21 protein-coding genes and 1 other annotated feature are annotated in these 19,091 nt (G+C 37.1%); all 21 genes read right to left on the bottom strand.

Going from position 1 to position 19,091, the window contains the following annotated elements; genetic code table 11:
- Positions 1 to 38: 38 nt before the first annotated feature.
- The 21 genes from rplA to ctsR all read right to left on the bottom strand — a co-directional run bounded on the left by rplA (position 39) and on the right by ctsR (position 18,886).
- Complete coding sequence (gene rplA / locus ILS93_RS27635) at positions 39 to 731, bottom strand: 50S ribosomal protein L1 (protein ID WP_002096939.1); 693 nt, start codon at positions 729 to 731, stop codon at positions 39 to 41.
- Between the two features lie 176 nt (positions 732 to 907).
- Entirely contained in the window at positions 908 to 1,333 is a 426-nt protein-coding gene (gene rplK, locus ILS93_RS27640) for a 50S ribosomal protein L11 (RefSeq protein ID WP_001085872.1), read from the bottom strand.
- Between the two features lie 167 nt (positions 1,334 to 1,500).
- The gene (gene nusG, locus ILS93_RS27645) at positions 1,501 to 2,034 is read right to left on the bottom strand and encodes a transcription termination/antitermination protein NusG (RefSeq protein ID WP_000415794.1); all 534 of its coding nucleotides are present in this window, start codon (positions 2,032 to 2,034) and stop codon (positions 1,501 to 1,503) included.
- 131 nt (positions 2,035 to 2,165) lie between these two features.
- On the bottom strand, positions 2,166 to 2,345 hold the full coding sequence (gene secE, locus ILS93_RS27650; RefSeq protein ID WP_001241321.1) for a preprotein translocase subunit SecE: 180 nt from the start codon (positions 2,343 to 2,345) through the stop codon (positions 2,166 to 2,168).
- A gap of 32 nt (positions 2,346 to 2,377) precedes the next feature.
- Positions 2,378 to 2,524: a 50S ribosomal protein L33 gene (rpmG, locus tag ILS93_RS27655; protein ID WP_002070160.1), complete on the bottom strand. Its 147-nt coding sequence runs from the start codon at positions 2,522 to 2,524 to the stop codon at positions 2,378 to 2,380.
- A 128-nt stretch (positions 2,525 to 2,652) separates the two neighbouring features.
- On the bottom strand, positions 2,653 to 3,312 hold the full coding sequence (locus ILS93_RS27660) for an RNA polymerase factor sigma-70 (RefSeq protein WP_000387198.1): 660 nt from the start codon (positions 3,310 to 3,312) through the stop codon (positions 2,653 to 2,655).
- Between the two features lie 67 nt (positions 3,313 to 3,379).
- Positions 3,380 to 3,892, bottom strand: a complete 513-nt coding sequence (locus ILS93_RS27665) for an NYN domain-containing protein (protein WP_222661709.1) — start codon at positions 3,890 to 3,892, stop codon at positions 3,380 to 3,382.
- Between the two features lie 3 nt (positions 3,893 to 3,895).
- Entirely contained in the window at positions 3,896 to 4,639 is a 744-nt protein-coding gene (rlmB, locus tag ILS93_RS27670; protein WP_000093757.1) for a 23S rRNA (guanosine(2251)-2'-O)-methyltransferase RlmB, read from the bottom strand.
- The gene (locus tag ILS93_RS27675; RefSeq protein ID WP_088046769.1) at positions 4,636 to 5,043 is read right to left on the bottom strand and encodes a Mini-ribonuclease 3; all 408 of its coding nucleotides are present in this window, start codon (positions 5,041 to 5,043) and stop codon (positions 4,636 to 4,638) included. The genes rlmB and ILS93_RS27675 overlap by 4 nt, the downstream gene beginning before the upstream one ends.
- A gap of 2 nt (positions 5,044 to 5,045) precedes the next feature.
- A complete protein-coding gene (cysS, locus tag ILS93_RS27680; RefSeq protein ID WP_222661710.1) occupies positions 5,046 to 6,443 on the bottom strand; it encodes a cysteine--tRNA ligase in 1,398 nt (465 codons plus the stop codon).
- Positions 6,424 to 7,089: a serine O-acetyltransferase gene (cysE, locus tag ILS93_RS27685; RefSeq protein ID WP_088046767.1), complete on the bottom strand. Its 666-nt coding sequence runs from the start codon at positions 7,087 to 7,089 to the stop codon at positions 6,424 to 6,426. Before cysE ends, cysS begins: the two co-directional genes overlap by 20 nt.
- A 147-nt stretch (positions 7,090 to 7,236) precedes the next feature.
- Positions 7,237 to 7,483: a binding site (T-box leader), on the bottom strand.
- Between the two features lie 47 nt (positions 7,484 to 7,530).
- Positions 7,531 to 8,988 (bottom strand): glutamate--tRNA ligase, encoded by a 1,458-nt coding sequence (gltX, locus tag ILS93_RS27690; protein WP_064475095.1) that lies wholly within the window; start codon positions 8,986 to 8,988, stop codon positions 7,531 to 7,533.
- A gap of 89 nt (positions 8,989 to 9,077) precedes the next feature.
- On the bottom strand, positions 9,078 to 9,554 hold the full coding sequence (ispF, locus tag ILS93_RS27695) for a 2-C-methyl-D-erythritol 2,4-cyclodiphosphate synthase (protein WP_000488386.1): 477 nt from the start codon (positions 9,552 to 9,554) through the stop codon (positions 9,078 to 9,080).
- Positions 9,555 to 9,669: 115 nt separating this feature from the next.
- On the bottom strand, positions 9,670 to 10,350 hold the full coding sequence (gene ispD / locus ILS93_RS27700; protein WP_064475094.1) for a 2-C-methyl-D-erythritol 4-phosphate cytidylyltransferase: 681 nt from the start codon (positions 10,348 to 10,350) through the stop codon (positions 9,670 to 9,672).
- Positions 10,351 to 10,366: 16 nt separating this feature from the next.
- Complete coding sequence (locus tag ILS93_RS27705) at positions 10,367 to 11,470, bottom strand: PIN/TRAM domain-containing protein (protein WP_000919687.1); 1,104 nt, start codon at positions 11,468 to 11,470, stop codon at positions 10,367 to 10,369.
- Positions 11,471 to 11,630: 160 nt separating this feature from the next.
- On the bottom strand, positions 11,631 to 12,704 hold the full coding sequence (gene disA, locus ILS93_RS27710; RefSeq protein ID WP_000392165.1) for a DNA integrity scanning diadenylate cyclase DisA: 1,074 nt from the start codon (positions 12,702 to 12,704) through the stop codon (positions 11,631 to 11,633).
- A 3-nt stretch (positions 12,705 to 12,707) separates the two neighbouring features.
- The gene (gene radA / locus ILS93_RS27715) at positions 12,708 to 14,084 is read right to left on the bottom strand and encodes a DNA repair protein RadA (RefSeq protein ID WP_001085204.1); all 1,377 of its coding nucleotides are present in this window, start codon (positions 14,082 to 14,084) and stop codon (positions 12,708 to 12,710) included.
- Positions 14,085 to 14,180: 96 nt separating this feature from the next.
- On the bottom strand, positions 14,181 to 16,616 hold the full coding sequence (gene clpC / locus ILS93_RS27720) for an ATP-dependent protease ATP-binding subunit ClpC (protein ID WP_098091460.1): 2,436 nt from the start codon (positions 16,614 to 16,616) through the stop codon (positions 14,181 to 14,183).
- A 21-nt stretch (positions 16,617 to 16,637) separates the two neighbouring features.
- Positions 16,638 to 17,702: a protein-arginine kinase McsB gene (gene mcsB / locus ILS93_RS27725; RefSeq protein WP_061672638.1), complete on the bottom strand. Its 1,065-nt coding sequence runs from the start codon at positions 17,700 to 17,702 to the stop codon at positions 16,638 to 16,640.
- Between the two features lie 4 nt (positions 17,703 to 17,706).
- On the bottom strand, positions 17,707 to 18,255 hold the full coding sequence (gene mcsA / locus ILS93_RS27730; protein WP_000128406.1) for a protein-arginine kinase activator protein McsA: 549 nt from the start codon (positions 18,253 to 18,255) through the stop codon (positions 17,707 to 17,709).
- Positions 18,256 to 18,424: 169 nt separating this feature from the next.
- Positions 18,425 to 18,886, bottom strand: coding sequence for a transcriptional regulator CtsR (gene ctsR, locus ILS93_RS27735; protein WP_001244556.1), 462 nt, complete (start codon positions 18,884 to 18,886; stop codon positions 18,425 to 18,427).
- Positions 18,887 to 19,091: the final 205 nt, after the last annotated feature.

The following is a 19,091-nucleotide window of genomic DNA, read 5'->3' on the forward strand; positions in this document are numbered from 1 at the left end:
TTATATAAAAACTTCTTTATGAAGTCAACTTCCAAAATTTACGCTAATGTAGAAACGTCTACACGTACGCCAGGTCCCATTGTAGAAGCAACTGTTACGTTCTTCATGTAAGTACCTTTTGCAGCAGCTGGCTTAACTTTTTGTAAAGTGTCAGCAATTGTTCCGAAGTTTTCTACTAATTTAGCATCTTCGAAAGATACTTTACCGATTGGAACGTGGATGTTACCAGCTTTATCAACGCGGTATTCAACTTTACCAGCTTTGATTTCATTAACAGCTTTAGTTACATCGAAAGTAACTGTTCCAGTTTTAGGGTTTGGCATTAAACCTTTAGGTCCTAATACGCGACCAAGTTTACCAACTTCACCCATCATGTCAGGAGTTGCTACTACTACATCGAAATCGAACCAACCTTGTTGGATTTTACCGATGTAATCAGCATCGCCTACGAAGTCAGCTCCAGCAGCTTCAGCTTCTTTAGCCTTTTCACCTTTAGCGAATACTAATACACGTTGTACTTTACCAGTACCGTGTGGAAGAACAACTGCACCACGGATTTGTTGGTCAGCTTTCTTAGGGTCAACACCTAAACGGAATGCAACTTCTACAGTCGCATCAAATTTAGCTGTGTTTGTTTTCTTTACTAATTCTACTGCTTCTGTTGCAGAGTAAGCAGTTGCACGATCAACAAGCTTTGCAGCTTCTACGTACTTTTTACCTCTTTTAGCCATTTTTATTTCCTCCTCGAATGTGGTTTTAGCGGAATAACCTCCCACGTTTACGCTTATTTTCAGGTATAACCTGAGGATGCGCGCCATCCATTTATTTAAAAACGATAATCATTTACGATAATAAAGGTTGCGAATTGGAATTCCAGACCCGCAACCTTTTTTAAAAACAAATCGAATTAGTCTTCGATAACGATGCCCATACTGCGTGCAGTACCTTCAACCATACGCATTGCAGCTTCTACACTAGCAGCGTTTAGGTCAGGCATTTTAGTTTCAGCGATTTCGCGTACTTTATCACGCTTAACAGTTGCCACTTTATTACGGTTTGGTTCACCAGAACCAGACTCAATACCAGCTACTTTCTTAAGAAGAACAGCAGCAGGAGGAGTTTTAGTAATGAAAGTGAATGAACGGTCCTCAAATACCGTAATTTCAACAGGGATGATAAGACCAGCTTGATCAGCTGTACGAGCGTTAAACTCTTTACAGAAGCCCATGATGTTAACACCTGCTTGTCCTAATGCTGGACCAACTGGTGGAGCTGGGTTAGCTTTACCTGCAGGAATTTGAAGCTTTACCATTTTAATTACCTTTTTAGCCACGAGACACACCTCCTTAAGTCCGTGATGTGGTCAATTGGACAGTGATTTGCCCTCCCACGTCATATTTTATCTGTAAGGATAAAATCTTTCAAAAAACGTCTCCGGTAACGAAGACGTACTGACTTAAAAGATATTATCACTTTTTACAATTCATTTCAAGTTTCATTTTATAATTTTTCAATTTGATGGAAGTCAAGCTCAACTGGAGTCTCGCGACCAAACATGTCCACAAGCACGCTAACCTTTTTCTTCTCCACATCAATTTCTTCAATAGCACCTGTATAATCTGCGAATGGCCCCTCATTTACACGCACTGTCTCATGAAGTTCAAAGTCGAAATCAACCACTTCGTTATCCATTCCCATATGCTTCATAATGGTAACAACTTCCTCTTCTAATAGAGGTGATGGTTTAGATCCAGAACCAGAAGAACCAACGAACCCAGTTACACCTGGTGTGTTACGTACAACATACCAAGAGTCATCAGTCATGATTAATTCTACTAATACATAACCTGGGAACACTTTTCTTTTCATTAATTTTTCTTTGCCGTTTTTCATTTCTACTTCTACTTCTTCCGGGACAACAACACGGAAAATTTTATCTTGCATACCCATTGATTCTACACGCTTCTCTAGGTTTGCTTTTACTTTATTTTCATATCCAGAATAAGTATGGACAACATACCAACTTTTTTCCATTCATTTAGGACGAGCGTCCTTCCCTCCCTGACGTACATTTTTTTGCGCAAATGAAAAAACCCGTTCACCGGGCTTTTACACAGTTCTTATAAATAACATTATATCATGGATAAGTGCTTCTTATTCAAGAATTAACCAAGAATTAACCGAATTAAAGAAGAAATGCCCATATCAACCACTGCGAAGAAAATCGCAAAGAAGACAACTGTAGCGATAACAGTCGCTGTTGAACGGAGTAATTCATCTTTTTTAGGCCAACTTACTTTTTTCATTTCGCGACCTACATCGCCGAAAAAGTTCGTTAAACGCATCTACGGAACCTCCAGTGTATTATTTCAATTATTTATTTTGTTTCCTTGTGAACTGTATGCTGATTGCATGTTTTACAAAACTTCTTTATTTCAAGTCGCTCTACTGAGCTCGTATCTTTCATCGTAGAGTAGTTTCGATTTTTACACTCTTCACATGAGAGTACAACTTTTTTCCTCATTAGTTACACCAACCTTGTAACATTATGTCCCTAAAAATGTATCATACAACAAAAGACAATGTCAATGACATGCCTTTTGTACTCTCTACAAAAAGAAAACAGGTGATTTTTTACACCTGTAGCATTTGTTATGAATTTAAAGTGGTACTCTCTCTCATTTCCATATATCGTTCCAATTTCCGCTTCACCCTCTGTAAAGCGTTATCAATAGATTTCACATGTCGATTTAACTGTTCCGAAATCTCTTGATAAGAACGACCATCTAGATATAAAGAAAGCACTTTTCTTTCTAAATCGCTTAATAATTCAGATATTTTAGATTCTATGTCTGTATATTCTTCCTGGCTTATAATCATTTCTTCAGGATCCGTTACCTTCGCTTCCGAAATAACATCTAATAATGTCCGATCAGATTCCTCATCATAAATCGGTTTATCTAGAGACACATACGAATTTAACGGAATATGTTTTTGCCTTGTTGCTGTTTTAATAGCGGTAATAATTTGCCGAGTGATACACAGTTCAGCAAATGCTTTGAATGAAGACAGCTTGTCCTCTTTATAATCACGAATCGCTTTAAACAATCCAATCATACCTTCTTGAACAATATCTTCTCGATCGGCACCCACTAAGAAATAAGATCTTGATTTCGCGCGAACAAAGTTCTTATATTTGTGAATCAAATATTCTAGAGCGTCAGTATTACCTTTTCGAACTAACTCAACGATTGCCTCATCCTCTAAATCACGAAATGTAACGTCGCCTACACTTACGAAGCCTGCTTCCACCTTGATCCCTCCGACCGCTATTTATTTAGCAATATTATACAGTAAAAAGATAAAGAGCGTCAATGCTTCAACGCTCTCCTCTTCTTAATTTTTCTAATTTTTCTGTAATATCTTTACTAAATATCTTTCGCATGGCGGGTTGCTTTTCTTTTGTGTCTTGTGTACGCCTTCTTACTTGTTGCTCCATCGCTTGTACTTCCAACTCTAATTCACGTGCAGATTTCCGAAGAGCACCTTGCGCAAATATAACCCATTGTTCCGTATAATCAGAAGTCGCAACATATATTTGCGTATTTATATTTCTAAGCTCAATCGCTAGTTGCTCTATCTTTTCATCTGCAGTTTGATTCTTTCTCGTGAATATGACTTCCACACGCGATTGTTTCATCTTTTTTTCAATACCTTGGACCGTATAAGCATCAAAAACTATCATTACCTTTATACCTGTGTAACCTTGGTAATCCGCCATCTTATCAATCAGTGCATCCCTTGATGATTGCAAATCTACATCCCGTAGTTTCTTCAAGTCTCCCCAAGCTCCGATAATGTTGTAACCGTCAACGATTAAAATATCGTTCATTTTTTATTTACCAATTTCGTGACGCTTACGATATACCTCATACATTAACAAACTTGCGGCTACTGAAGCATTTAAGGATGTAACTTTACCGACCATCGGTAAAGTAATTAGGAAATCACATTTTTCACCAATAATACGACTCATACCTTTTCCTTCACTTCCAATTACTAATCCAATTGGCATTTTACCATCTAAATTGCGGTAATCCGTTTTCCCTTTTGCATCTGTACCAGCAATCCAAAGTCCACGTTCTTTTAATTCATCGATTGTACGAGATAAATTCGTTACACGTGCAACAGGAATATATTCAATCGCTCCAGTCGATGCTTTCGCAACTGATGCAGTAAGTCCCACAGCTCTTCTTTTCGGAATAATAATTCCATGAGCCCCCGTTGCATCCGCAGTACGCATAATAGAACCTAGGTTATGCGGGTCTTCAATTTCATCTAAAATTAAGAAGAACGGATCTTCGTTACGCTTCTCTGCTACTTTAAATAGATCTTCTAGCTCAGCGTATTGATATGCAGCCACTTGAGCAATTACACCTTGATGGTTCCCCTCAACTAATTGATCTAACTTCTTCTTTGGTGCATGTTGTAAAATAATCTTATTTTCTTTCGCTAGTGCTAGTACAATTTGTATTTGTCCTTTGGCAGCACCTTCCGCGATCCAAATTTTATTAATATCTCTTCCTGATCGTAACGCTTCAATTACAGGGTTACGTCCGATAATATATTCACTACTCATGATGATGCGCCCCCTTCCTTTTCTTCTAAAACATCAATTGCCTTATATACAATTTCGTCTAATCTTTCACGATTATTTAATAAGTGATGATAGCCAATTAGCGCTTCAAAGGCTGTACTATATCGATATGTTTGTACATCAGTATTCTTCGGAACAGTACCTGAATTTGCATTACGCCCTCTTCTTAGTACCGCCTCTTCTTCCTCTGTTAAAAATGCCGTCTCTAATAAATGATAAACAACTTTCGCCTGTGCTTTTGCCGAAACAAAGCTTGTCCCTAATCGATGCAATTGATTAGGACGAACTTTCCCTTTTTGAAGTAGGTGATAGCGGATATATTGTTCATATACCGCATCACCCATATATGCTAACGCTAAGCTGTTTAATTGCTTTGCATCAATCATTCTTATCCTCTTTTCCATCTTGTACCTTGAGCGGTATCTTCTAAAATAATATTACGGTCTTTTAAATTATCGCGAATTTGATCCGATAATGCAAAATCACGATTTTTACGAGCTTCAATGCGCTTTTGAATAAGTACCTCAATTTCTTCATCAAGCAACTCTTCTTGCGTTAATTCTAACCCTAAAATATCAAATAATGTTTCAAGTTGTTTTACGTATGCTTCAATTACAACTGTAGACGTATGTTCTTCCAGTAAATATTGATTTGCATGATTTGCTAAATTATATAACTCAGTGATTGCATTAGCAGTGTTGAAGTCATCATTCATTGCTTCTTCAAATGCAGTCTGGAATTTTTCCAGTTCCGCTAACCATTTCTCATTATGATCTGTTAAATCAGTACTACTTTCCATACGGTGTTTTAAATTACCGTAAGCCGTTTTAATTCTTTCCAGTCCGTTATTTGTACTTTGTAGTAAATCTTCACTGAAATTAATTGGGTGACGGTAATGTACCGATAGCATAAAGAATCTAATTAGCTGTGGATCATATTGCTTAATGATATCGTGAACTAAAATGAAGTTCCCCAGTGACTTAGACATCTTCTCATTATTAATATTAATATATCCATTGTGCATCCAATAACGTGCAAATGTTTTTCCTGTTAATGCCTCAGACTGCGCAATTTCATTCTCATGATGAGGAAATGCCAAGTCTTGACCACCAGCATGAATATCGATTGTATCTCCTAAGTATTTACGCGCCATTGCCGAGCATTCAATATGCCAGCCTGGACGACCTTTACCCCAAGGGCTTTCCCAGAAGATTTCCCCTTCTTTCGCAGCTTTCCATAAAGCAAAATCAAGAGGGTCTTGTTTCTTTTCTCCTACTTCAATGCGTGCACCGTGACGTAAGTCGGCGATTGGTTGATGCGATAATTTACCGTATCCTTCAAATTCCTTCGTTCTAAAGTACACATCACCTTCTGATTCATATGCATATCCTTTATTCACAAGTTCTTGAATAAATTCAATAATGATATCCATATTTTCCGTTACACGCGGATGAACTGTTGCATGTTTGCAACCTAGTGCCGTTACATCTTCAAAATACGCTTCAACGAAACGGTCAGCAATTGTCGGCACATCTTCACCTAATTCATTTGCTGCTTTAATTAATTTATCATCTACGTCAGTAAAGTTAGATACATACTGCACATCATACCCTTTATATTCTAAATAACGGCGTACCGTATCAAATACCATAGGTGGTCTTGCATTCCCAATGTGAATATAGTTATAAACTGTAGGTCCACACACATACATCTTTACCTTATTTTCTTCTAATGGAGTAAACTCTTCTTTTTGACGCGTTAACGTATTATAAATGTGAATAGTCATTTTTATCCTTCCTTTCTACCTTTACTTCAAGTTGTTTTTTCAATTTATCAAGTTCTACTTCCATAATCTTTAACTTATCAAAAATTGGGTCTGGAAGGTCAGAATGATTTAATTCTTGACCGATCTTTACTCCATTTTGAACAACGACTCGGCCAGGTATACCTACAACTGTAGAATGTGCAGGCACTTCTTTTAATACGACAGACCCTGCTCCAATTTTAGAATTCTCTCCGACTGTAATAGAACCTAGTACTTTAGCACCTGTTGCAATTAATACATTATCCTGAATTGTAGGGTGCCTCTTCCCCTTTTCTTTACCCGTACCACCTAATGTAACACCTTGATAGATCGTTACATTATCACCAATTTCGCACGTTTCTCCAATTACAACCCCCATTCCATGGTCTATGAAAAAACGACGACCAATTGTTGCTCCTGGATGAATCTCAATACCAGTAAAGAAACGACTAACTTGCGAGATCCAACGTGCAATAAAGAAGAAATTCTTTTTATAAAAAGCATGTGCAATTCGATGGGCCCAAACTGCATGTAATCCAGAGTAAGTCAAAATGACTTCGAAATAACTTCTTGCCGCTGGATCCTGTTCAAAAACGACTTCAATATCTTCCCGAAGCCTCTTAAACATCGATGTTCCCTCCCCTTTATGGGCTGCTTTTTCGAGTGAACTAACTCCCTTTACTCCCTACTTATCCCCCTAAATCTTTATACACAGGGATAAAACTTATACTCATATCCACTTTTACGGTATAAAAAAAGACGCCTCTGTCATATTGACAGAGACGCCTTTTAAGCGCGGTTCCACTCTGTTTAGGCTAAAAAAAGCCTCAAACTCATCTCTGATAACGGTGTACACCGCTTCTGCTTACTTTACGCCCTAAAACGTTTCGCAAAACAATTCGCTGTTCAGCAGAAGACTCGAAGGGGCATTTCAAAAATCCACTTATAAACCACTTCCAGCCTAAAGGTGGTTCTCTCTGTAAAAAGCCTGATTTTCTACTTCTCCTTCTCATCGCTTTTCCTTATTAGGTTTTAAGTATACTTATTATATTTCTAAACCTAGAAAATGTTAACCAATTACTTTTTGAAGACGATTTAAAACTTTTTCTTTTCCAAGAAGTGCAATAGCATTAGGAAGTTCTGGACCATGTGTTTGACCAGTAGTTGCAACACGGATTGGCATAAATAAGTTTTTACCTTTATGACCTGTTTCCTTTTGCACCGCTTTAATAGCCGCCTTAATTGCTGCTGGTTCCATCGCTTCTAGCGCTTCTACTTGACCCGCAAATGCACGAAGTACTTCTGGTACTTGTTCACCTTTTAATACTTCTTGTCCTTCTTCTTCATGATCAACATGATCTTTGAAGAACATTTCAGAAAGCTCTACAATTTCAGCTCCAAAACTCATTTGTTCATGATATAACGCAATTACATCACGAATCCAAGCTTGCTCTTGTTCACTTAAAGTTTCACCTATACGTCCAGCTTTCACTAGATGCGGTAAGCTTAATTCTACCACCGTATCTAAATCTTGCTTTTTCATATATTGGTTGTTCATCCATTTTAATTTTTGAGAATCAAATAATGCAGGTGATTTTGATAAACGAGCTGCATCGAACATTTTGATAAACTCTTCTTGAGAGAAGATTTCTTCTTCTCCTACTGGCGACCAACCTAGTAGTGCAATAAAGTTAAAGATTGCTTCTGGAAGATATCCAAGCTCTTTATATTGCTCAATAAATTGAATAATAGATTCATCACGCTTACTTAATTTTTTACGGCTTTCGTTTACAATTAAAGTCATATGACCAAATTGCGGAATATCCCAACCGAAAGCTTCGTAAATCATCATTTGTTTTGGCGTATTTGAAATATGATCATCACCACGAAGTACATGTGTAATCTCCATTAAGTGATCATCTACTGCTACCGCAAAGTTATAAGTTGGTATTCCATCTTTTTTCACGATAACGAAATCACCGAAATCATTTGAATGGAATGCAACCTCATCTTTTACGATATCTTTAAACGTGTAGTCGCGATCAACTGGTACACGGAAACGAATACTTGGAATACGTCCCTCAGCTTCAAATTCTTTCACTTGTACTTCAGTTAAATCACGGTGGTTACCTGCATAACGAGGTGTTTCACCACGAGAGATTTGTCCTTCACGTTCTGCTTCTAGCTCTTCTTCTGTCATATAACATTTGTAAGCTAAACCACGCTCTAGTAAATCTTCATATAATTTTTTATAAATATCTAAACGCTCTGTTTGACGATATGGTCCAAATTCACCACCAACATCAACACCTTCATCCCAGTCCATACCGAGCCATTTCAAGTATTTTAATTGGCTTTCTTCTCCACCAGCAACATTACGTTTCACATCAGTATCTTCAATACGAATAATAAACTTACCATCTTGATGACGAGCAAATAAATAATTAAATAATGCCGTACGCGCATTTCCGATATGTAAGTGTCCTGTTGGACTTGGCGCATAGCGCACTCTCACTTGCTTTTCCATAATTGGTACACCTTCCATTCTTAATGTCAACACATTCTATAATTGTACACCAAAAAAATGTGATTATCCATCTTACGAATTAAAAACCATTATTTTTTCTGTAATAAAACAACTGCTTGAGAAGCAATTCCTTCTTCTCTACCTGTAAATCCTAATTTTTCTGTTGTTGTTGCCTTTACATTGATATTGTCAATAGACGTTTCTAATAGTTCACTAATACGTTTACGCATACTTTCAATATGTGGTGCCATCTTTGGCTTTTGAGCAATAATTGTACAATCTAGATTCCCTAACTCGTAACCTTGTTCACGTACAAATTCCCAAACCTTTTGCAGCAATACAGCTGAATCAGCATCTTTAAAGGCAGGATCTGTATCAGGGAAATGCTTTCCAATATCTCCAGCTGCAATCGCACCTAAACATGCATCCGCAATCGTATGTAACAATACGTCTGCATCTGAATGACCAATTAATCCTTTCTCATGAGGAATTGTAATTCCACCAATAATTAACGGTCTACCTTCCGCAAACTCATGCACATCAAAACCTTGTCCAATTCGAAACATTTTTTACATCCTCCTCAAGCTAAACTACAGAGCTTTATGATTCTATATTATATCGCTATCCTTATAAAGAAAAGCCCGGCTGTTGCCGAGCTTTTTTTCGCTATAATCATCACTGTCATTTCTTTTGAACATGAAGGAAACTTTCAGCAATTACTAAATCCTCTGGAGTCGTCACTTTAATATTATAGTAACTCCCCTCTACTACACCTACTTGCTTCCCGATACGTTCTACGAGGCTTGCATCATCTGTACCAAGGAAACAACCCTGTTTTGCACTTCTATGAGCTTCTAACAAAAGAGAAACAGCGAACCCTTGTGGTGTTTGTACAGCTTTAAGCTGAGATCTTTCTACCGTTTCGACAACGATACCCAGCTCTACTTTCTTAACTGTATCTTTCACTGGTACCGCACAAATGGACGCTCCATATTTTTCCGCTGCAGTTAATACATCTTGAATCACTTTATTCGTTACAAATGGACGCGCGCCGTCATGTACAAGAACATACTCAACATCACTAGTATGCTGAATAGCGTTATATACACTATCTTGTCTTTCGGCTCCGCCCTGAATAAATTGTACTGGCTTTTCAATTGGATACTTCTGCATTAATTCTTCAAAATACGGACGTTCTTCTTCGTTAATTGCCATAATAATACTTTTGCATGCTTTATCTTTTTCAAAAGCACGTAACGTATGCACAATAATCGGTACTTCATTAATAAGTAAGAACAACTTGTTTTTACCAGCACCCATCCGCTTACCTTGACCAGCTGCTGGAATAATTAATGTATACATATTAATAATCCTCTACTTATAATGCTTTTTCTAATAATTTACGTTTGGCGAAAATCATGCGCCCAGCCGATGTTTGTAACACACTAGTAACAAGCACATTGAGTTGTGAACCTACATATTCTCTACCATCTTCTACTACAATCATCGTACCATCATCTAAATATGCAACACCTTGATTTTGTTCTTTTCCATCTTTGACAACATAAACACTCAGTTCTTCACCTGGGAGTACAACAGGTTTAATTGCATTAGCTAAATCGTTAATATTTAACACCGTTACCCCTTGTAATTCAGAAACTTTGTTTAAGTTGAAATCATTCGTTACTACCGTTCCACCAGTGATTTTCGCCAACTTTACAAGTTTGCTATCCACTTCTTGAATATCATCGAAATCGCCTTCATAAATTTCTACCGGAATCGGCATCTCTTTTTGAATACGATTTAAAATATCTAATCCTCTGCGACCACGATTACGCTTTAAAGCATCAGAAGAATCGGCAATGTGCTGAAGTTCTTCTAACACGAATTGTGGAATCACAATTGTTCCTTCTAAAAACTTTGTTTGGCAAATATCAGCAATACGCCCATCGATAATTACACTCGTATCGAGAATTTTCCAATGAGTTGTAGATTCTTCTACCTCAGTTTCTTCATTCTCACTATTATTATTTTTCTTCTTCCCACGTTGTGGTAATGTAAATAATCCTAGCAATTCATTCCTCTTTTTAAACCCTACTTGGAATCCTAAATATCCAAGTAAAAGAGTAAAGAACACTTGCAACACTGTACTAATAACTGGAATTGTAAATTCACGAATTGGTATTAAAATTAAATATGCAACAATAAGACCAGAGATTAATCCTAATGTACCAAATAAAACATCCGCTACAGGCGCCTTTACAAGAGCCTCTTCAATATGCTTAATAAGTTGAACAATATAATCTACAAGCCAAAATGTTGTTAAAAATAAAATAATTGCACCAATAATTGCACGAACATACGATCCTTCCAATAAAGGAACAGCACCCATGTCTAATACATTAATAACTTTTGGGATTAAGTAAATCCCTAACGCTCCGCCAATTACTAGAAAGAAGAGCTGTACAATTCGTTTTAACATCCAACCACCTCCTACTCATTATTAACCATTGTTTCGCTAATCAAAACGCCGAATGCAAAAGCGGACGTGTTTTTTTATAAATAGTTTTATTTACCAATATACCATATCATATACCAAAAATGTTCTAGTGTCGTTATATTATAGAATCAATGTAATATTCTTAATTGTGTCTACTCATATAGAGATGCTCTTGGATTCTTTTTAGGCCTTCTCGTATTTTCTTCGCCCTGACTTCTCCAATTCCTTCCACATCATCCAATTCATTAATAGTTGCTCGACAAACACCTTGCAAGGTCTTAAATCGATTAATTAAATTTTCAATGATAAGTGGCGGAACGCGCGAAATTTTGCTTGTGATTCGGTATCCTCTCGGCGTCACACTTTCTTCTAAACTCATTTGTCCTGGGTAGCCAAGCAATTTAACTAAATCGCTATCCTCTAGAAGTTGTGTATTCGCAAGATCTTGTAACTTTTTCAAAATTTGATGATGGTCTTGTGTTTTTTCTTGATAATAATCTTTAATTAATAACGCTGCCTCTGCCTCTAAATCAGCTAGTAGTTCTGTAAGTTGTAAACGAATTAACCTACCTTCTGTTCCTAGCTCATGAATATAGCTCAATATTTCATTTTTAATCCGCAGTACCATTTCAACACTATGTAACACATGAACCACCTCGGACATTGTAACGACTTCTTCAAATTCTAGAATGCCCAAATTCGTAATACCATCATTCCATACAGCCTTATATTTTTCTAACGTTTGAATAGCTTGGTTTGCCTTTGTTAAAATAACACCTATATCCTTTAGTGTATAACGTAAATTCCCTTGATATAGTGTAATTACGTTACGTCTTTGTGAAATAGCCACAACGAGACTACCTGTCTGCTTTGCTACACGCTCTGCCGTCCGGTGGCGCATACCTGTTTCAATAGAATCAATAGATGCCTCTGGAACTAACTGTGCATTTGCAATTAAAATTTTACTTCCAGTTTCATTTAAAATAAGTGCCCCATCCATTTTTGCTAATTCGTATAAACTAGCAGGAGAGAATGCACAATTAATGTGAAATCCCCCATCGACAATACTTTTAATTTGTTCATTATATCCAAGAACAATTAGTCCCCCTGTTTGTGCGCGAAGCACATTATCTATCCCTTCGCGCAGTGGTGTTCCTGGGGCCACGAGCTGTAAAATATTAATCATACTTTTGACACGTTGCTTGTTTTCTTCCATAGCCTAGCCTCCTAATGTCAAACGAAGCGCTTCCCCTAAATTAGATACACCTACTACCTCAATCCCATCCGGAATTGTCCATCCCCCCAAATTTTTTCTAGGAATAATGGCACGTTGAAATCCTAATTTAGCTGCTTCTTGTACACGTTGTTCAATTCTTGATACTCTTCTTATTTCTCCAGTTAATCCCACTTCTCCTATTACTGCATCAGTTGGTGTCGTGGGTTTATCTCTAAAACTTGAAGCAATACTTAAAGCCACAGCTAAATCAATTGCTGGTTCATCTAATTTCAAACCACCTGCTACTTTTAAATATGCGTCTTGGTTTTGCAATAATAAACCTGTTCTTTTTTCTAGCACTGCCATAATAAGCGATACACGGTTATGATCAATTCCCGTCGCCATTCTTCGAGGGTTTCCAAAACTAGTAGGGGAGATTAATGCTTGTATTTCTACTAAAACCGGTCTTGTTCCTTCCATTGAGGCAACTACTGTTGATCCTGCGACTCCAACGGGTCTTTCCTCAAGAAAAATTTCAGAAGGGTTTAAGACTTCCGCAAGACCAAGCTCTTTCATTTCAAAAATACCCATTTCATTCGTGGAACCAAAACGATTCTTCACAGCTCGCAAGATACGATATGTATGATGACGATCTCCTTCAAAGTAAAGAACTGCATCGACCATATGTTCTAACATACGAGGTCCTGCAATTGCCCCCTCTTTTGTTACATGTCCGACGATAAAAATAGGAATTCCTTTCGTTTTTGCAAGTTTCATTAATTCCGCTGTACATTCACGTACTTGCGCTACACTTCCTGGGGCTGACGTCACTTCAGGTAAATGTATCGTTTGAATAGAGTCAATAACAACAAAAGCTGGATTCATCTCTTCAATGTGCGCTGCAATTCGCTGTAGATCCGTTTCTGCTACAACAAATAGATTACTACCCTTTACATGCAAACGATCTGCACGAAGTTTAATCTGCTTTGCTGACTCCTCACCTGATATGTATAGTACATCATATGAAGAATCTGCTAATTGCGATGAAATTTGTAATAACAATGTTGATTTCCCAATCCCAGGGTCTCCACCAATAAGTACTAAGGATCCATCTACAATCCCACCGCCAAGTACACGGTTAAACTCTTGGAATTTCGTTTCAATACGTGCCTCAGATTTTGTTTCTACTTCTGTTAGACGTCTTGGTTTTGTTACTTCCGATTGAATTGCATTGGCATAATTAAGGCGTCTTGATGATACAACCGGTTCCATCTCTTCAACAAGCGTATTCCATTGACCACAACCAGGGCATTTCCCCATATATTTTGGTGACTGATAACCACACTCTTGACATGTGAATTTTGTTTTCTTTTTAGCCATATCGTTTTATATTTCACTTCACTTTCATCTATAAACAATTTATCCTTCTCGTACAAGAAAGAGGGCTATCTCGTAGCCCTCTTAGTTTGTCTATACTTATTTTACCTTTTCAGCACTATGAATGACAAATGATTCCCCTTCAACATCAAAGATAACTTTTTGTCCTTTCTCAATAGCACCTTTTAAAAGTTCTTCCGATAGTCTATCTTCTACATGTTTCTGAATTGCTCTACGAAGCGGACGAGCACCGTATTCTCGGTCAAATCCTTTATCAGCAATGGCTGAAATCGCTCCTTCTGTTAAATGCAATTCAATCTCTTGCTCTTTTAAGCGCTTCACTAACTGATTCACCATAAGTGTTACAATCTCTTGAATATGTTTTTTCTCAAGCATATGGAACACGATAATTTCATCAATACGGTTTAAGAATTCTGGACGAAATGCCTTTTTCAGTTCATCCATTACTTTACCTTTCATATCTGAATAATCGCGGCTCTCATCTTGTACGTTAAATCCAAGATGTTTATTACGTTTTAACGCATCTGCACCAACGTTAGATGTCATAATAACAATTGTATTACGGAAATCAACTGTACGCCCTTTAGAATCCGTTAAGCGACCATCTTCTAATACTTGTAGTAAAATGTTAAACACATCAGGATGAGCTTTCTCTACTTCATCTAATAGAACAACTGAATATGGCTTACGGCGAACCTTTTCTGTTAATTGTCCACCTTCTTCATATCCAACATATCCTGGAGGAGATCCAACTAAACGAGAAGTCGAATGCTTCTCCATGTACTCAGACATATCGATGCGAATCATTGCATCCTCATCACCGAACATAGATTCTGCTAATGCTCTTGCTAGTTCCGTTTTACCTACACCTGTTGGTCCCAAGAAAATAAATGAACCAATCGGACGTTTCGGATCTTTCAATCCTGCTCTAGCACGACGAACAGCTTTTGCTACAGCTACTACCGCTTCATCTTGACCAATAACACGGTTGTGAAGAATGGATTCTAAGTTTAATAATTTATCAGTCTCTGTTTGTGCAAGTTTAGAAACAGGTATACGAGTCCACGTAGAAACGACATTTGCAATATCTTCTACTGTCACTTCTGAGTTTTCTTTTCCTTGTTGCTCTTTCCATTGACGCTTCGTATCTTCTAACTTCTCACGTAAACGTTGTTCCATATCACGTAAGGAAGCAGCTTTTTCAAATTCTTGACTTTGCACAGCTGCATCTTTTTCTTTTCTAATTTCCTCAAGCTTTACTTCAAGCTCTTTTAGATTTGGTGGTGTTGTATAAGAGCGTAAGCGAACCTTTGAAGCAGCTTCATCAATTAAATCAATTGCTTTATCTGGTAAGAAACGATCTGTAATATAGCGGTCTGAAAGCTTTACAGCTGCATCAATTGCATCATCTGTAATAGATACACGGTGATGCGCTTCGTAACGATCACGTAAACCTTTCAAGATTTGAGTTGATTCGTCTAAACTTGGCTCATCAACGTGAATTGGTTGGAAACGTCTTTCTAAAGCCGCGTCTTTTTCAATATATTTACGATATTCATCTAAGGTTGTCGCCCCGATACATTGTAACTCTCCGCGTGCTAAAGATGGTTTTAAAATGTTTGATGCATCAATTGCACCTTCTGCTCCACCTGCACCAATTAATGTATGAAGTTCATCAATAAATAGAATAATGTTTCCAGCTTGACGGATTTCATCCATAACTTTCTTTAAACGATCTTCAAATTCACCACGATATTTCGTTCCAGCTACAACTGTACCCATATCTAGTGTCATAACACGCTTATCTCTTAATGTTTCAGGAACTTCATTATTTACAATTTGTTGTGCTAATCCTTCTGCAATTGCCGTTTTACCTACACCAGGTTCTCCAATTAATACAGGATTGTTTTTTGTTCTACGGCTTAAAACTTCAATTACACGTTGAATTTCTTTACCACGACCGATAACAGGATCTAGACGATTTTCACGTGCAACAACTGTTAAATCACGTGCTAAGCTATCCAGTGTCGGTGTATTGGCATTCGTTGAAGAACCACCTTGGTGACCTGAACTTGCTTCATTACTTCCAAGAAGTTGCAATACTTGTTGTCTTGCCTTATTTAGGCTAACACCTAAGTTATTTAAAACACGTGCTGCTACACCTTCACCTTCACGGATTAAACCAAGTAAGATATGTTCTGTTCCAACGTAAGAATGACCTAATTTACGAGCTTCATCCATAGACAACTCAATAACCTTTTTAGCACGCGGTGTATAATGTACAGTTTGAGAAACTTCTGTTCCGCGTCCAATTAACGCTTCTACCTCTTTTTGAACCTTCTCTGGACTTAATCCAAGAGCAATTAACGCTTTTGCTGCAATTCCTTCCCCTTCGCGTACAAGCCCAAGTAAAATGTGTTCTGTTCCAATATTATTATGCCCAATACGAATTGCTTCCTCTTGAGATAAAGCTAATACTTTCTGTGCTCTTTCTGTAAATCTTCCAAACATCATAGAAATCCCTCCTACTTGCGCTTAGTTTTTTTCAATACGTAATCGCTCACGGATTAAGGTTGCTCTTCGATAATCTCTTTCTTCTGGTCCTAAAGGTCCACCTGCATATTGTTGTAAAATGCCTGGTTGTGTAAGAACCATTAGCTCAGTCAAAATATTTCTCGATACACCTTTTATATATCCTAAATCAATACCAAGTCGTACATCTGATAAGCAAGTGGCCGCTTCTGCAGATTGAATTAACCGACTGTTTGCTAGTATGCCATAAGAGCGATAAACTTTATCTTCAAGCTCAATACTTGAATTTTGTACAATTAATTCTCTAGCCATTTTTTCTTGCTGTATGATTTGTTGAATGACACTCTTTAAATCTGCAATAATATCTTCTTCAGATTTTCCTAGCGTCATTTGATTTGACACTTGAAATATATTACCTAACGCTTCGCTACCTTCACCGTATATTCCTCTTACTACTAACCCTAATTTTTGAATTACTTGTATAATGCGGCTAATTCTTTTCGTTAAAACGAGTCCCGGTAAGTGAAGCATTACGGAAGCCCTCAATCCTGTACCAACGTTAGTAGGGCAGCTCGTTATATATCCAAGTGATTCATCAAAAGCATACTCAACCTCTTCCTCTATCCAATTATCTATTTGATTGGCACTTTGAAGGGCCTCTGATAACTGCAACCCTGAAAATAAGCACTGTATCCTAATGTGGTCTTCTTCATTAAGCATAACACTAATATGTTCGCTTTCTGATAATAGACATGCTCCATATTCTGTGCCTGCAAGGTTAGGACTAATTAAATGCTTTTCAACTAATACTCTCCTTTGAAGAGGCGTTAATTCATTCATTTTTAATAGTTCAAACTCTCCAAAAGGTTCTACGGTTTTATTTATAAATTCCTTTTTAAATAATTCATGAATCTGTTTAGCTTCTTCTTCGTTTTGCATAGTAGAGAATTGATATTTTTTAAAATTACGAGCCAAACGAATTCGACTACTTAAAACAATATCCGAATCAGGGCCATCCCCCTTCATCCATGGACTAATCGCTTCATTCATAATTTTGTCCAGTGACATAGAACTATTCCCCCTCTCTATGCTCACTAAGCTGATTTTCAAGACCTCGAATTTTATCCCTTACTTCAGCAGCTTTCTCAAACTCCTCTTTCTGTACGTATTGTTTCAGAATGAGTTTTAGTTCATCTAATTCTTTCTTTAAGTGAAGATTTCCTTCTATACGTTCCGGAATTTTTCCACAATGATCTGTATGTCCGCCATGCAGACGTTTTAATAATGGCTTTAAATGTTCCTTAAATGTATCGTAACAAGAAGCACATCCAAAGCGTCCCACCTTTGTAAATTGCTCAGATGTCATCTTACAATCTGGACACCTTAATATACTTGTATTCGAAAGCCCATTTTGTCCTTCTTCAAACATTGTTGATTCACCGTGTAATAACCCAGCAAATAAATCATGGAATGAAAAGTTAGACTGCGGTGATTGAAAGAAAGACGTATAGCCACTTTGTTCTGCACATTGCTCACAAAGATGAACTTCCGTCTTCTGTTCGTTGATTACTTTTGTATAATGTAAAGTTGCTGGTCTTATATTACAGTTTTGACAAGTCATCACTATCCCCACCTTTACAATAGGAACGATCTATCTGATAGTACTTTTCATACATTACTAGATTGTTCACTTTCCTTTATTTAAATAAAAGTGCGTGTTCTTTTTTCAAAACCTCTACAATATTTAACTGCCTTATCTCTTAGTTATTATTCTTTTACAAAAGCTATATTTATTTATATTTCAGTGTTCTTAACATTGCGCATAATATTCGAGCCCTAAGTTCATCTCGAGAAGGAACATCCATTGATAATACAGAACGATCTAGTACACTTAACATAAGTTTAGCTTCACGATTTGTTATGATGCCCTCTTCTATTAAACGTATAATCATACTCTCTGCATTCCCTTGCGCAACGCTATGATCAATCATATGAAGCATTTGATCGATCATGTCTATATCGTCATGCAGTTTGACTTTTATAATGCGAATGTAACCTCCTCCACCACGTTTACTTTCTACAACAAATCCTCTTTCTATCGTAAAACGGGTATTGATTACATAATTGATTTGAGATGGTACGCACTCGAATCGATCCGCAATCTCATTTCTTTTGATTTCAATCACATTATTATTACTTAAGTCAATAACTTGCTTTAGATATTGCTCAATGATATCAGATATATTTCTCATTTATCCGCCACCCTTATTGACTTTGACTATCTTTGACTTTAATTATATACGTATTAATAAAATTTGCAACTCTTTTGCTTATTCACTATCCTAGCCACATTCCCCTGTATTTAATCAAAATAATAATTATTTAAACACATTTTTTAATTACTATGGATTATAAAAGAAAACACGAAAAAACACGAGTCATTTGACTCGTGTTTAA

Source organism: Bacillus sp. 16GRE42 (genome assembly GCF_019837435.1).
GTDB classification, from domain to species: Bacteria; Bacillota; Bacilli; order Bacillales; family Bacillaceae_G; genus Bacillus_A; species Bacillus_A wiedmannii.

Coding starts and splice junctions, on each gene's coding strand:
- ILS93_RS27675 (WP_088046769.1), bottom strand. CDS start 5,043: ATGATTGATGCAAAGCAATTAAACAGCTTAGCGTTAGCATATATGGGT.
- ctsR (WP_001244556.1), bottom strand. CDS start 18,886: ATGAGAAATATATCTGATATCATTGAGCAATATCTAAAGCAAGTTATT.
- rpmG (WP_002070160.1), bottom strand. CDS start 2,524: ATGAGGAAAAAAGTTGTACTCTCATGTGAAGAGTGTAAAAATCGAAAC.
- ILS93_RS27665 (WP_222661709.1), bottom strand. CDS start 3,892: ATGAACGATATTTTAATCGTTGACGGTTACAACATTATCGGAGCTTGG.
- ispF (WP_000488386.1), bottom strand. CDS start 9,554: ATGTTTCGAATTGGACAAGGTTTTGATGTGCATGAGTTTGCGGAAGGT.
- clpC (WP_098091460.1), bottom strand. CDS start 16,616: ATGATGTTTGGAAGATTTACAGAAAGAGCACAGAAAGTATTAGCTTTA.
- mcsA (WP_000128406.1), bottom strand. CDS start 18,255: ATGACTTGTCAAAACTGTAATATAAGACCAGCAACTTTACATTATACA.
- ILS93_RS27705 (WP_000919687.1), bottom strand. CDS start 11,470: ATGTTAAAACGAATTGTACAGCTCTTCTTTCTAGTAATTGGCGGAGCG.
- cysS (WP_222661710.1), bottom strand. CDS start 6,443: ATGACTATTCACATTTATAATACGTTAACGCGTCAAAAAGAAGAGTTT.
- nusG (WP_000415794.1), bottom strand. CDS start 2,034: ATGGAAAAAAGTTGGTATGTTGTCCATACTTATTCTGGATATGAAAAT.
- secE (WP_001241321.1), bottom strand. CDS start 2,345: ATGCGTTTAACGAACTTTTTCGGCGATGTAGGTCGCGAAATGAAAAAA.
- disA (WP_000392165.1), bottom strand. CDS start 12,704: ATGGAAGAAAACAAGCAACGTGTCAAAAGTATGATTAATATTTTACAG.
- gltX (WP_064475095.1), bottom strand. CDS start 8,988: ATGGAAAAGCAAGTGAGAGTGCGCTATGCGCCAAGTCCAACAGGACAC.
- mcsB (WP_061672638.1), bottom strand. CDS start 17,702: ATGTCACTGGACAAAATTATGAATGAAGCGATTAGTCCATGGATGAAG.
- rplA (WP_002096939.1), bottom strand. CDS start 731: ATGGCTAAAAGAGGTAAAAAGTACGTAGAAGCTGCAAAGCTTGTTGAT.
- ispD (WP_064475094.1), bottom strand. CDS start 10,350: ATGTATACATTAATTATTCCAGCAGCTGGTCAAGGTAAGCGGATGGGT.
- radA (WP_001085204.1), bottom strand. CDS start 14,084: ATGGCTAAAAAGAAAACAAAATTCACATGTCAAGAGTGTGGTTATCAG.
- cysE (WP_088046767.1), bottom strand. CDS start 7,089: ATGTTTAAGAGGCTTCGGGAAGATATTGAAGTCGTTTTTGAACAGGAT.
- rlmB (WP_000093757.1), bottom strand. CDS start 4,639: ATGAGTAGTGAATATATTATCGGACGTAACCCTGTAATTGAAGCGTTA.